Genomic DNA, 14,517 nt, shown 5'->3' with positions numbered 1-14,517 from the left:
ACGTATTCGATATAAGAAAAGTATCCATCATTGTTACTAGAGAACAAATATGGACACTTTTCACCTAACAAACTGACATCAAATTGTAAGTGTTTCAAATTCAAATCTCTCGTCTATCATCGTGTAAAACACTAAGCACGATAGGATCTACTACAACTCTTTCAATTGTTTGTTCAGTTATGTATATTTTTATAAGATACCAAATAACGAAGATATATCATCTTCATTAAGAATTCGCTTGCTTTTCACATGAACATTTTCTAACATACTTTCTACTTTATTAGCAATTGCAACATCAATAAAGCGGTCAACTTCAATTCCACGCAAACGGAAGAATAATAGTGGGTCATTATCAAAGCGAGCTCCCACCCCATATAATACAGCTGCAACATGTTTACACATATTTGCCCAATCAGGACAACTGCAGTTAAAGCTTATCTCTTTTGGTGATGGAAATAGGCCTTCGCTTGAAAGGAAAACATCTTTTAATTCTTCAGGGAATTGCCCACTAACAAGGGCTTCTAAATTCTCAATTTTATGGCTGCTTTTTTGAATAATTGCTTGGCACTTTGCTTCTGAAAGTGGGCTGATTCGAACTTCAATTTTGTATGGAGTTTTGCGATTTCCTTGTACTCTTGCAGCAATTTTTCCTTTTTCGATTTTCAAGTCAATAACCGTTCCCATTCGAACATAACGTTTTCCTCTTGGTAATCGAGAATCATAATCAGCATATCTCTCAAGATTCATACACCATGCTTTCCCCCACCAGTTATTGGCAATACTTCTACCAGTAATAATGATAGGTTCTAATTCCACACCTTTTTCTTTCATCTTTTTCTGCGAATTAGATGAATTAGTTTTTAAGGTACTCTCTGATGGTTGATCATAGTATGATTCAGACTTCCAATAATTTCTACTCATATCCTGCTCCTGTATCTAGTTTTAACATATCCATTAATTCTTGGTTGCTCATCTCGGTAATCCAGTTTTCTCCGCCAGATCCAATTACATTTTCAGCAAGTTCTTTTTTTGAATTAATTAATGCATCGATTTTTTCTTCAATCGTGCCTCTACAAACAAATTTATGTACCATTACATTTTGCTTTTGACCAATACGGTAAGCACGATCTGTTGCTTGATTTTCAACTGCTGGATTCCACCAACGATCAAAATGAATGACATGACTTGCTTTGGTCAAATTCAAACCAGTCCCTCCTGCTTTTAAAGATAAAATTACATACGGAACATATGCTTCCCCTTGGAATGTATCAACAATTTCCTGGCGTTTTTTAATTGAAGTCTTTCCATGCAATACAAGTCCTTCTTGTTTAAAGATACCTGTTAGAAAATCTTGCAGTTGAGGTATCACTTCAGTAAACTGCGTGAAAATTAATAGACGTTCTCTTTTTTCATAAATCGTCTCGCATAACTCGCGTAAATACTCAAACTTTCCACTTTCGTTTGGTGTATAAATCTCTTGTCCTAAATATTGATCTGGGTGATTACATAATTGTTTAAACTTTGTTAAATATGCAAGTACTACCCCGCGTCGATTGATTCCTTCCACTTCATGTAAAGTTCTACCTAAATCATCAACAAGTTTACGATACAATACCACTTGTTTCTTCGACAAATTAATATGATCAATCATTTCGATTTTGTCCGGTAAATCACTAATAATCTTTTTATCAGATTTTAAACGACGTAACATAAATGGTGAAACAATAGATTTTAAACGTGCATAACCAGAAGCTTCTTTAGCTAATTCCTTACAGAAATCACCAAATTCTGTTGAAGTCCCAAGCAATCCTTTGTTAAGAAAATCAAATAATGACCATAAGTTTGTCAAGTTATTCTCAATTGGTGTTCCTGTCATTATAATGCGCATTCTTCCTTGTAGTTTCTTAATCGCTCTTGTTTGTTTAGTCGATGGATTTTTAATCGCTTGCGCTTCATCTAGTACAAGTGTATCCCATACTTCGTCTTTGATACTTTCTATACGACTAGCCATTCCATATGTTGTCATCACCAAAAATGATGATTGTTCTTTAAAATCAAGTTCTAACAGTTTTGCACTTTTCCCATGCAAAATATAGTAATCCATTTCAGGTGCAAATTTATTGATCTCTTTTTCCCAGTTTCCTAATAATGATGCAGGAACCACAAGTAATACTTTTGCGTCCGTTTTTGTAGTACGTAAACGCTCTAAATAAGCTAGAACTTGTACCGTTTTACCTAACCCCATATCATCAGCGATACATGCTCCTAAACCTAGTTGATGCATATAATCGAGCCAGTGAAATCCATTTTTTTGATATGGACGTAAGGTTGCTAGAAAACTACTCGGTTCTTTTGCCCCTTTGATAATTGATGGTGTTCTCAATTTATGCAAGAATTTATTCATCCACATTCCATTACTTATATATACATTGCCATCTGGATCTTCTGTGTCGTCTGTTCCATGCAATCCCATTCGTAATGCTTCAAATAAACTTACATCATCACGATCAACTTCGTCAATTTGATCTAACAATTTTTGTAACTTCTCATGATTGACTTCTACCCATTTTCCTTTTAGTAATGCAAGTCCTTCACTTTCCTTTAAAAGTTGTTCCACTTCCTGTCTTGTCAGTTCCACTCCATCAACCATAAGTTTTGGTTGCAAACTCAACAATGAATCAGCCCCAAGTAGTGTAGGTTCCTTTTCTCCTAATACCACATTCATCGAAACCGACGCATTCTTCTGCTTCCACCAATCTGGAACTCGGCACAAGACACCAGCTTGTTCAATTGCCGGTATATCTTTTAAAAATTGATATGCTTCTTGTTCGTCTAAGCCAAGTGAATGAAATAATTCACCACTTTCAATAAACCCACCAATTAGATTTGATACATCTGCGACTTTATTTAAACAACCTAGAAGCTGCAAAAGTTTTGAACGGTCATTCTTAAACTCTGTCAGTGCATACGCCAAAGGTACATGTTTTACTTTTCCTTTACTTTCTTCTGTAGCATATGTAGCTAAAAATGCAAATGGATATTCCCCCTCCTTGTTTTCGACCAAATGAAAAAAGACACGTTCAGGCACTCGTAAATTTTGGCTTTTTTCAGTAATATATAAATTTACAGAACCTTTATAAGCTTTAATCTCAGTTCTGAATATTTTTAGCAATTCTTTAATTATATTTGCAATCCACTTCTTATCAACATATTCATTACCAACAACAAATGGTACCTTACTTAATAAGTCATTCATCGCATTTTTTGATAACTTAAGTTTTGCTTTATCTCTTAACAATTCCAGGTCAGGACTATTCGTTATTTCTCTAAAAAAAGTCTGTACTATTTCTCGCAAGTAATATGCAGAGAAACTAATAGAATCCTCAGTGTTATGCAAGCCAAATTGATATAATGCATAGTAGCGATTTTTCAAAAAAGCTTGTTTCCATTTTTCTTGTTCATGACTAAGAACGATTTGCGGTTGATCAACCACAAAACTATCTGTGGTAAAAATGAATTCTAATTTATTATGTTTTGTCATACAACCCCCATATATTTACCTATAGTATACCATGACAAATTGATTCAAGTAGATAGTCTATTGCAATATCTACACTTTTTATGACGCTACACAACAAGAACAAAAATACGTTATGCATATAAAGAAAATAAAATTAGCAAGAACATGTTCTTGCTAATATATATATTGTTTGAACTTGCATAAGATCTAAACTTTAAAGGTTTACATCCTAAACAAATACTCGCTCTTTACACTTGGCAAACCGACAAAGACTCTACATCATCGTACAAAAACATTACTCGCACTATGTACTCATTTTTATATCATTTGTATGAATGAATCTCTTGATACTGTCGGCTACTTCGATAGCTCGAGATAAAATCAATAGATGATTTCCATTATCAAACATTTCGATTGTTGCATCATGAACAATCTTTGATAATTCATTATATTCGTCCTCAATATCATCTCTACACATTTCATCGTCTTTACTACCAATCATTAATAATGGAACATGTAACTTTTCTATGGGCTTACAAAACAAATAGTCAGAATTTGATAATTCAACTAGTGCTTTTGTATCTTTGTCTACAATTGATTGCCAATCATTACCGTGACACCACTCATAGAACTATCTAGCATGTTTATCTGATTTTGCATGATTTCTTTCTTACAATAGCATTTCAGCAAAATTATCAGCATTAGTACGTAAAAAAGATGAGTCTTTTGCTCTGACCCATCTTTTTAAATCATTTATCTCGTGTTCAAACTTAAACAATTGCACAATGCCAAACACGTATTTTAGATTTTTATCCAATTTCATGTTTTTGGTGTTTTCGATCATTTATACAGTTTGCATTTTATATAGTTCAACTAACTCTTCAGCTATAATTTTAAATCCTTCTGCACTCATCAATTGATCCTCTGCATGAATAAGCAACAATGTTGTCTGTATTTTTTCACCATCAGCTTCTTTTTGGACCAATGCAGCGTGTGCATGATGGCCTTCGATAGAAATCTTTTCACCTTCACTTATTAATTCTTTTGCTTTAGCGAAGTCTTTATTTTTTGCAGCTTGAATTGCCTCAATATACATACTGCGTGCAGTGCCAACTGACGAGATAATTTGAAACGATATTAATTCCATTCCTTCCATCTTATTTTCCTACCATTCTTTGTACTTGCTCAATAACTTTATCTCCATCCATTGTTCCATATGCAGCCATATCAATTGCTTCTACTGGAATCTTAGGTAATAAATCTTTTACCTTATTTAATTGAAAACGCACTTGTGGTCCTAGTAATATTACATCTGCACCACTTGCTTTTTCGACAACTTGAGCAACTGGATGTGCACTTACTTCATAATCTAGTCCTTTCATTTCTGCAGCCTTTTTTATTTTTTCAACCAATAAACTTGTTGACATCCCAGCCGCGCATACTAATACTATTTTTGTCATGTTTCCTCCATTTTAGAGCAGAATATATATTATCAGTGGTATTGTCAGAATCGATAATAACGTTGACAACAGTACAGTTTGTGTCGCAAGCAATTCATCTGCTCCTTGTTTTTTTGCAATTAACACTACTGCATTTGCCACAGGTAGTGACAATATAATGATTGTGATTTGGCGAATCAATACATCAGTAATCAAAAGTGATACTAGTGGATAAAATAATAATGGAATGCCAATATCGATGATTACTGAAAGTAAATACCCTTTATACCCACATAGTATTTTCTTGATATTGTAATTGGAAAGTGTCAATCCTATAGTTATCATTGCTAAAGGTGTAGTCATATCACCAATACTGAATATAACTTCTCCTATAATTTCTGGTATTTCTATTTGAAAACTAACAATACATATGGCTAATAGTGATGCAATGATTCCTGGTGATAATAATTGTGATAGTCGTATTTTCACTTTATCTGTTGATTGATATCCTATCACCAACTGACCTATGGTAAATAGTGATACATTAAATGCCATATTGATAATCGCAACATTAAATAATGCTTCCTTGCCAAGTATTGATTGGATAACAGGAAAGCCCATAAATCCAACATTAGGATACATTAATAGAAATATAATCAACCCCTTTTCTTCTACTTTAGGAATATTCTTTATAATGATCCAAGATACAATTGGAAGAATTACAACTAAAATCACTATGGAATATGCGATGTCCTTTATTTCTATATGCGTGATTTGCTCCAACGATAGTACAGAACCAATAATCATAAGTGGCATTGTAATATGTAATACAAATTTCGTTAAATCTTGATTGAACATTTCATGAAAATGAAAACATTTACCAACGCCATAACCAAATAAAATTACACTAAACAATTTCATCATTTGACTTGCTACCACTATTAAATTCATTTACAACGACTCTTTACACATTCATTTTTATGCATTTGTTGCTTCAAGTTCTTTCATTTTTTCCTGTTCTAACTCACGTTGATATGCTTGGCGATCTTGTACACTAAAGAATGGGTAGTAAATAATAGTGGTCATTGCCAATAATACTACCTGAAGAATTGCCCCTTGCACACCACATAACATAAACCCAGAAATGATGATTGGTAATGTGTATGGTAAATTTACTCCATTAATCATCGGTACAAGTCCTGTTGAAATAGCCAGATATGTTACCACTCCAACAAGCACATTAGACAATATAAATGGAATCATCATCATTGGGTTTAAGATAATTGGGAATCCGAATATCACTGGTTCATTGATATTGAAAATGGATGCCCCTACAGAGAGTTTTCCTAAAGCCTTGTATTGATTTGACTTTGCTTTGAATAAACAAAGAAGGGATAATCCTAGTGTTGCTCCAACCCCTCCAATTTTTACAAAGTGAGCGATGAATTGATAGTTCACAATATTAGGTATTGCTAGTCCAGCTTCAACAGCAGCCAAGTTTTCTGCAGATTGTGCATACCAAATTGGATTCATAACTGAAGATACAATACTTGATCCATGTAATCCAAAACACCAAATTACACTTTCTAGTAATAAAACAAATACTGTTGCAGGTAGTGTTCCACCAAGTGATTGTAAAGGTTGTTGTAAAATAGTAAAAATAAATGTTTGTGCTGATGCATAATCAGTTAAACTAAAAATTAATCGAATGACATTGAATACCATGATAATCACAAAAGCTGGAATAACTGCAGCGAATGCTGTTGATACATTTTGAGGTACTGTTTCAGGCATTTTGATTGTAAATCCGCGTTGTACACAGTATCGATATATTTCCACCGATATAAATGTAACAAGTAAACAGACAAATAATCCTGCAGCACTTAAATTATCTAACGGAAATCCTTTTACACCTTCTTCAGTAACAATAATTGGTGTTAAAATAAAAATACCAACCAAAGTCAATGCACAAGCCAATTTCACATCAACACTATAGTAATCAGCTAATGATTTTGCAGCTCCAATAACTACAAAAATTGCCATTAATTTAAAACTAGCTTGATATGGAATATAGAAGAAATCCATCCAATTTGATGAGAATGTTCTCTCCATAAAAGCTGCGTATCCATCAATAGGGATACTTGTAAATAATAGAAATATTGATCCGGCAATCAATATTGGTGTCGCTCCAAAAAATCCTTCTTTGATTGCACTTAAATATCGATTGCTTGTAATCTTCTCAGCAATCGGCATCAAGAAACTTTCAAATTTATTCATTATATTATTCATATTTTCTTCTCCTTTAATTTCACAATCCGTTTTCCTTTTTCAGAATTATTGATAATAACATTTGATTTACCTAAATAATCATGAATCATGAGATGTCTTCTTCCACACAGTAATAATCCTACTGATGCTATTGTAATGTAGTTACCAACATCTAGTCCAATCGATACAATATTGTATCCACTAAGTAAGCTGATTAATTGAAATACTAATTTTCCTGTAGGCGTTAATGATCCTTCAAGTAGCATATATCCTATTACTTGACGTTTAAATAGTGATTTTTGCTTTTTCTTCTGATTTAAATCAATGGTAATCCCAATTATCTTTTTTCCAACTGTTTGTGATGGAAATATATAACTTGGAACTACAAAATAATAAATACATAACATAAATAATCCTAACATCACAGCAATTATTGCTATATCCTTTTCCAGTAAAAAAACATTTTGAGTCATTGTTTTTATTGTAGTTACTGAAATGATAGAAATGGGTATGGTACTTACTAATGCACCAAGATAGAAATCAATAAAGAATGCAATCCCTCTTTTTATTAGTAGTTCTTTATCCATAAGTGTTTACTCCTTATTACTAGTGTCTACTCCATTTGTACGTATAACTTTCTTGTACCATGTAAACGACTTTTTCTTCCTGCGTTTCATAGTTCCTTTTCCCTCATCATCTTTATCTACATAGATGAAACCATATCGTTTTCTCATTTCGCCAGTCCCCACTGAAACAATATCAATTGGTCCCCAGCATGCATATCCCATTACATCAACATCATCAATTGTAATCGCATCTTTCATCGCTTCAATGTGACTCGCTAAATATGCAATACGATAGTCATCTCGAATACTTCCATCTTCCTCTATTTTATCAATTGCTCCTAATCCATTTTCTACAATAAATAATGGTAATTGATAACGATCATATAGTTCATTTAAACCAATTCGTAATCCCATAGGATCAATTGGCCAATCCCAATCTGTACGTTCTAGGTACGGATTTGAATTTTTTACTTCAAGATTGTCATTTTTATCAAGTGACGCTATTGATGAAAAATAATAACTAAATGAAATAAAATCTACTTTCCCATCTTGTAGAATTTTTGCATCCTCCTCACTAACCTGAAGCGAACCACCCCATCTTTTTTGTAATGCAGTACAAGTATTTGAGTAATATCCATAACACATTACATCCCCACAATAATAATCAGGCATTAGATGTACTCTTGCAGCAAATACATCGTTTGGTTTACATGTTGCTGGGTAAGTTGTTGGGTATTGAAGCATACATCCTACCTTACAGTTTGGATTAATCTCATGTGCTTTAATAACAGCTTTTGCACTTGCAACAAACATGTTATGACAAGCAGTAAATTTTGTTTGTATTTGGTTTTCTTGTAAATCATTAAATACAATACCTGCTTGGTGATATGGTTGCTTTTGATTTAGTGTTTCGTTAATTTCATTGAAAGTAAGCCAATACCTTACTTTGTTTTTGTATCGTTTAAAAACAACTTCACAGAATCGCTCAAAAAACGTGATTAACTCTCTGCTTCGCCATGACCCATATGTATGAACTAGATGCAATGGTGTTTCATAATGCGACAATGTAACAATTGGTTCAATTCCATAAGATATCAACTCATCAAATACTTTGTCATAAAATGCTAATCCTTCTTCATTTGGTATTTCCTCATCTCCCTTCGGAAAAATCCTTGGCCAATTAATCGATAAACGAAAGCATGTAAAGCCCATTTCCGCAAATAAGGCAATATCCTCCTTATAATGATGATAGAAATCTACACCTTCATGGCTAGGATAATATTTGTCATCTTTTACAGACTCATGAATCTCACGAGGAATTCCATGCCGTGAACCCATTTCGACATCCGCAATACTCAAACCTTTGCCATTTGCTAAATATGCACCTTCATATTGATTTGCAGCAGTGGATCCTCCCCATAAAAAATTTTTATGTAATTCCATTAAAAAACCTCCTTGTATCCACATCATACATACTTGGAGGTAATTTTTATATATTTGAACTTTGTATTGATACACTGTTTTATAAAAGTATATTAATTTGACCGCAAAAATTTAAACAGCGTTTCAATCTTCATCGTTCATAATAATTGGATTTGAAGAACTTCGTAAGTTTTCTAATAATCTTGCAGAGGCAAGCTTTGACTGATAATTCGTATCATAGTCTAGTAAAAAATATGATGAATATAATACATCTAAAATTAAATTCACGGATAAATGAATACTAAAATCTCCGATGTTTTTAAATAAACTCTCTTTCGTCGATATGATCAATTTACAAAACGAGATCTGAGAAAGTGTATTTTCCCCAAAAGAAGTAATTGCAATAATTGGAATACCACGTTGCTTACAAGATTTCGCAATATTTACAATATTCTTTGTTTCACCTGAATATGAGATAATAATCGCAATATCACCTTGTTGAATACAGTTCGCCTCATACAATTGATAATTCAAATTATTGGAAATAATTACCTGTTTGCCAATCTTCAGCATTTTTTCTTTAAAACATTCCGCTTGATTTAATGTTGTTCCTGATGAAAAAATATGAATAGCATTTGAATGTTTCATTAAGTTTGAAGCATTTTTTATTACATCATGTTTCATTAATGAAAATGTATCTCTTATCGTCTCTTCATACAAACTAACCATTTTATTTGTCATCTTCATTATGGAATCATTTTTTGAAAACGGAAAATTAACATCAATTTTCCCATATTGTTGATCTAAATAGTCTATTTCCTTTAGGTATTGAATCTTGAAGTCATCAAAACCTTTGAAACCAAGTTTTTTACATAATCTAATAACAGTTGCTGGAGATGTATAGGTAACCTCTGCAATATTACGTGTAGAATACTTCTCCACATCTTTAGCAAGGGACATTAGAAAATCAGCGACGGTCTCTTCACTCATTGACATATTATTTTTTAACTTTAGTTTTTCCACAATTAACATATATTCACCTAGTTGTATTATAACAATAATTTTCACATTCGTTATGTCATTTCTTGAATCTTTTAAAATTATAAGATTTTAGCATTAGGAATTTAAGCTGATTTACTAATTAAATAGAGCTAATATCATAATGTGTACGTATATTTGTTTACTTTATTATCGCTTTTTCAATGCTGCCGCTTCTTTCGCCAAATTGTCTCCTCCTTACGCGCCGGATAAAGGTTCGTAGGCATAGCATATCCTTTATATGTATAGAAAACTTTTTTATCAGTTTGAATCTGATATCAATTCACGGATCTATATATGAATATATTGTCTTCACTAAATTAATATTGACTATTTTAAACTCAAAAGTTTCATTGTAAAAAGTAATCATCTGTCTGATTTATCTCAATTTTCAATTCTTTATCACTAACTTTTGATAATTCTTGTTCGTTGGTTTCTGAATTCATTACTTTCAGCTTTCGCAAATTTTATTAGGCTAAGTTTTCAGTCGACATTATTATTCAATAGGGTTAAATTATATAGTAACAATTCATGTATCGTGGAGTTATAAATTTTTTTATCCTTATATGAAATATATAGATTATTCTTTGCTCTAGAGAAAGCGACAAATAACTTCCTTCTATATTCTTTAGTAACTTTGTATTGATAAAATTCTAGACGAACAAAAACATTATCAGATTCTGATCCATTTTGTTCTATGTTTAAATCATTAAAAAGTAATAGAATAATTTATCCTATTACTTTTTAATATTATTATAAGACTTCTCCATTAGATTCTATAACTTTTTTATACCAATAGAATGAATCCTTCTTATATCTTTTATAAGTTCCATTTCCATTGTCATCAACATCTACATAAATGAATCCATATCTTTTTTTCATTTGTCCTGTTGATGCAGATACCAAATCAATACAACCCCATGGTGTATATCCCATTAAATCAACACCATCTAGAACAATTGCTTCCTTCATTGCCTTAATATGTTCACGAAGATAATGTTCGTGATACTCATCATGCACTTTACCATTGTCTAAATTATCAATTCCTCCTACTCCATTTTCTACTATAAACAATGGCTTGTGGTAACGATCATAAAACATATTTAAGGTTGTTCTTAAACCCTGCGCATCAATTTGCCATTTCCATGCAGTTTCTTTTTCTTTTAGATATGGATTGCGCAATGTTGGAAATACATTTCCTTCTGCTTTTTCAGCAATTATATCCGTATCAGCACATACGATATGTGATGAGTAATAAGAAAAAGATATAAAATCTACAGTGTTGTCTTTCAGTACTTCTTCATCATTTTCCAGAAAAGGAATTTCAAATCCCATTTGTCCAAATTCACGTAATTTATAATTAGGATATTTTCCATATGACATTACATCTGAAAAGAAGTATTTATTACGGTCTGTCGTATAAGCCAACCATATATCTTCTGGTGCACAACGATATGGATAGGATACACCAGCAGCCAGCATACAACCAACTTTACTTTCAAAGTCTGATTCATGAACATATTTCACTGCCCATGCACTTGCTACCAATTCATGATGAACCGCAGTATATATTTGAGTATCCCTATTTTTGCTTTTATCTAAAACTACCCCTGCTGCTGTGTACGGTAAAGCAGTTACACAGTTAATCTCATTAAATGTAAGCCAATACTTTACCAAACCTTTATATCGCTTTACAATAGTTGATACATACTTTTTAAAACAATGAAGGGTTTTTCTACCTTCCCATCCATTATATTTTTTCACCAACTCCAATGGTATATCATAATGTGTCATTGTTACTAAAGGTTCAATTCCATGCTTGTGGCATTCTTTGAATACATTTTCATAAAATTGCAGTCCTTCTTCATTTGGAGTATCTTCTTCTCCTGTTGGATAAATTCTACTCCAAGATATTGACATCCTGAATACCTTGAACCCCATTTCAGATAGCAAAGAAATGTCTTCTTTGTAATGTTTATAAAATTCAATTCCATGTCTACTTGGATAATGCAAATTCTCTTTGGGTTCAAACGAATCCAAATATCCTTGCATAATTGACCAGCGAGTTTCACCTTGTGGTAGCAAATCGATATGGCCAATTCCACGGCCCCCTACATTATACGATCCTTCACACTGATTCGCTGAAGTAGCACCTCCCCATAGAAATTCTGAGGGAAAACCTATTCTTATATTTTTATCATGCATTTGCTAGTTCCTGTTCTGCTATTTCTTTATTTTTAATTTCTTCATTTAGTAAGTTCTTGTCATAAATTTTGAAAAATGGATACCAGATGACTCCTAAGATTGGAATTAATACAGCTTCAAAAATAATCATTTTGAAATCTAAACATTTAATAAAACTATTAATAAATATTGGGAATGTTCCTGTAACCATTAGATACATTGGTATTACAAGTCCTGTTGAACAAACAAGCCAATACAACAATGCACTTACCATACCTCCAAGAATAAATGGAATCATCAATATTGGATTATATACAATTGGTGCTCCAAATATTGCTGGTTCACTTATTCTACAAACACTCGGAATAATTGCTGCTTTCCCAAATGCTCGTAATTGTTGAGATTCTGCCTTTAAACTCAACAAGACAAAACTCAGTGTATTCCCAGTTCCTCCAAGTAAATTAATTGCCATTGTTAACATAATAGGTTCAAATTGTGCAGGTTGTCCTGCTGCCACTAAAGCAGCGTTATTTGCAAATACTATCATTGTAACTGGTGTTGTAAATGGCATAACAATCATATTTCCATGAATTCCTAAACACCAGAAGAATAAGATAGCAAAACAAATAACTAATGATCCTGGATATGAGTTAACTAAATTTGATAATGGTGCTCCCAATACCTGTTCAATTAACGAAGGTATACTCAATGTTGGATCAAAGTTCTGAATCAATAAATTACCACCAAAGAAAATTAGAATATTTATTAACATTGGTATTACTGAACTAAATGTCTCTGATAAAAATGGTGGAACTGACTCGGGCAATCGAATTGTTAATTTATATTTCTTACACAATCTTGTCACTTCTACCGAAACTAAACTTACAATAATTGCTGTAAACAATCCTTGTGCTCCTAGATATGTCATACTAATTCCAGATAGTACATTCCCATCAGCTAATGCATAATAATTTGCTGGTGCTGCTGTCATCATAAATAAAATCATCGATGTTAATCCACTATTCATAGATGACATCTTATAGCTATCTGATAAATGATAAGCAATCGCAAAAGATGCAATTACTGAAAGCATACCCATTGTCATATTAAATGGTATTAAAATTGTTAACTTATAAGTTGTTGCAAAATCATACCATCCTGAGAAGATTGACCAAAATCCACCTTCTGCAATCATATCTGCACTAACTGGTGGGTTTGCAATAATCATAAATATAGCTGATACCAGAATAAACCCAACCATTGTCATGAATCCTTTCTGCATTGCAGAAAGATGACGTTGTGTTCCACAAAAATTGGCGATTGGAGTTAATTTCTCATTCAGCCACTGCATAAATTTTTCCATATATTTGTCCCCCTAATTGTTTAAAACAGATTGAACCTGTTTCATAATATTTTCTACATTTCCTAATCCATAATCAGTTGGATTTATTTTTTCTACTGGTTTTCCTACCGCTGTATCACGAATTTCATCTAATCTATATGCTACTTGCGGTCCGATTAAGATACAATCATAGTCCTGATAAATATTTCCATAATCACTCATAGGTACCGCTTTAACTTCTAAATCTACATTATTGCTTTTTCCCCATTTTTCCATTTTGCTCATCAATATACTTGTTGATAAGCCATTCGCACATATTAATAGAATTTTCATACGATTCATTCTCCTGTTATGAAGTGACCATTGTCAAGAGTAAATTTACATTCATAATAACCTTAATTATTAAATTGTCATCAATGGCACATAAAAGCCCCGAATAAACAAGATCTTATCGACAGTTAACCACTCTGTTATTCTAGGATTGGTTACCTCAGGTTAATGGCCTGTCAAATTAGTTCTATAATCTTAATACGTGGATCACAAGCTTCTATAATTACGTGTTTGCATTACATTTAATTATCACTCGTGCCAGAAAAGGAGAATCGTAGGTAACTAGACCTGTCTCATTTCTGCTTCGAAGCTTATACATGCCATCAATGTTGTAAATTTTTCTTTCTATAGTCTACCTCTTCTTCTTTCTTAATTTTTTAATTCTATATATCAACTATAGCCGAGTAT

14 protein-coding genes are annotated in these 14,517 nt (G+C 32.5%); all 14 read right to left on the bottom strand.

Annotated elements, in window-relative coordinates; genetic code table 11:
* Positions 1 to 189 precede the first annotated feature (189 nt).
* The 14 genes from EDD63_RS06850 to EDD63_RS06785 all read right to left on the bottom strand — a co-directional run bounded on the left by EDD63_RS06850 (position 190) and on the right by EDD63_RS06785 (position 14,112).
* Positions 190 to 921: an SWIM zinc finger family protein gene (locus EDD63_RS06850; protein WP_134169810.1), complete on the bottom strand. Its 732-nt coding sequence runs from the start codon at positions 919 to 921 to the stop codon at positions 190 to 192.
* A complete protein-coding gene (locus EDD63_RS06845; RefSeq protein WP_134169808.1) occupies positions 914 to 3,541 on the bottom strand; it encodes a DEAD/DEAH box helicase in 2,628 nt (875 codons plus the stop codon). The genes EDD63_RS06850 and EDD63_RS06845 overlap by 8 nt, the downstream gene beginning before the upstream one ends.
* A gap of 283 nt (positions 3,542 to 3,824) precedes the next feature.
* On the bottom strand, positions 3,825 to 4,022 hold the full coding sequence (locus EDD63_RS06840) for a hypothetical protein (RefSeq protein WP_134169806.1): 198 nt from the start codon (positions 4,020 to 4,022) through the stop codon (positions 3,825 to 3,827).
* Between the two features lie 342 nt (positions 4,023 to 4,364).
* Positions 4,365 to 4,676 carry a PTS sugar transporter subunit IIA gene (locus tag EDD63_RS06835; RefSeq protein ID WP_134169804.1) on the bottom strand — a complete coding sequence of 104 codons (312 nt, stop codon included), beginning with the start codon at positions 4,674 to 4,676 and terminating at the stop codon, positions 4,365 to 4,367.
* Position 4,677: 1 nt separating this feature from the next.
* Positions 4,678 to 4,980 carry a PTS sugar transporter subunit IIB gene (locus EDD63_RS06830; protein ID WP_134169803.1) on the bottom strand — a complete coding sequence of 101 codons (303 nt, stop codon included), beginning with the start codon at positions 4,978 to 4,980 and terminating at the stop codon, positions 4,678 to 4,680.
* Between the two features lie 12 nt (positions 4,981 to 4,992).
* Positions 4,993 to 5,910 (bottom strand): AEC family transporter, encoded by a 918-nt coding sequence (locus tag EDD63_RS06825; protein WP_134169801.1) that lies wholly within the window; start codon positions 5,908 to 5,910, stop codon positions 4,993 to 4,995.
* 27 nt (positions 5,911 to 5,937) lie between these two features.
* Positions 5,938 to 7,248: a PTS sugar transporter subunit IIC gene (locus tag EDD63_RS06820; RefSeq protein WP_134169799.1), complete on the bottom strand. Its 1,311-nt coding sequence runs from the start codon at positions 7,246 to 7,248 to the stop codon at positions 5,938 to 5,940.
* Positions 7,245 to 7,814, bottom strand: a complete 570-nt coding sequence (locus tag EDD63_RS06815; protein WP_134169797.1) for an RDD family protein — start codon at positions 7,812 to 7,814, stop codon at positions 7,245 to 7,247. The genes EDD63_RS06820 and EDD63_RS06815 overlap by 4 nt, the downstream gene beginning before the upstream one ends.
* 6 nt (positions 7,815 to 7,820) lie before the next feature.
* Positions 7,821 to 9,236, bottom strand: a complete 1,416-nt coding sequence (locus EDD63_RS06810; RefSeq protein WP_134169795.1) for a family 1 glycosylhydrolase — start codon at positions 9,234 to 9,236, stop codon at positions 7,821 to 7,823.
* Positions 9,237 to 9,359: 123 nt separating this feature from the next.
* Positions 9,360 to 10,247, bottom strand: a complete 888-nt coding sequence (locus tag EDD63_RS06805) for a MurR/RpiR family transcriptional regulator (protein WP_134169793.1) — start codon at positions 10,245 to 10,247, stop codon at positions 9,360 to 9,362.
* 489 nt (positions 10,248 to 10,736) lie between these two features.
* The gene (locus EDD63_RS11760; protein WP_424945040.1) at positions 10,737 to 10,952 is read right to left on the bottom strand and encodes an ATP-binding domain-containing protein; all 216 of its coding nucleotides are present in this window, start codon (positions 10,950 to 10,952) and stop codon (positions 10,737 to 10,739) included.
* A gap of 54 nt (positions 10,953 to 11,006) precedes the next feature.
* A complete protein-coding gene (locus tag EDD63_RS06795; RefSeq protein ID WP_134169791.1) occupies positions 11,007 to 12,458 on the bottom strand; it encodes a 6-phospho-beta-glucosidase in 1,452 nt (483 codons plus the stop codon).
* Positions 12,451 to 13,800 (bottom strand): PTS sugar transporter subunit IIC, encoded by a 1,350-nt coding sequence (locus EDD63_RS06790; RefSeq protein ID WP_134169789.1) that lies wholly within the window; start codon positions 13,798 to 13,800, stop codon positions 12,451 to 12,453. The genes EDD63_RS06795 and EDD63_RS06790 overlap by 8 nt, the downstream gene beginning before the upstream one ends.
* 12 nt (positions 13,801 to 13,812) lie before the next feature.
* Positions 13,813 to 14,112 (bottom strand): PTS sugar transporter subunit IIB, encoded by a 300-nt coding sequence (locus EDD63_RS06785; protein ID WP_134169787.1) that lies wholly within the window; start codon positions 14,110 to 14,112, stop codon positions 13,813 to 13,815.
* Positions 14,113 to 14,517: the final 405 nt, after the last annotated feature.

It is taken from the genome of Breznakia blatticola, assembly GCF_004365815.1.
Taxonomy (GTDB): domain Bacteria; phylum Bacillota_I; class Bacilli_A; order Erysipelotrichales; family Erysipelotrichaceae; genus Breznakia; species Breznakia blatticola.
This window is presented reverse-complemented; position numbering and strand designations above follow the sequence as displayed.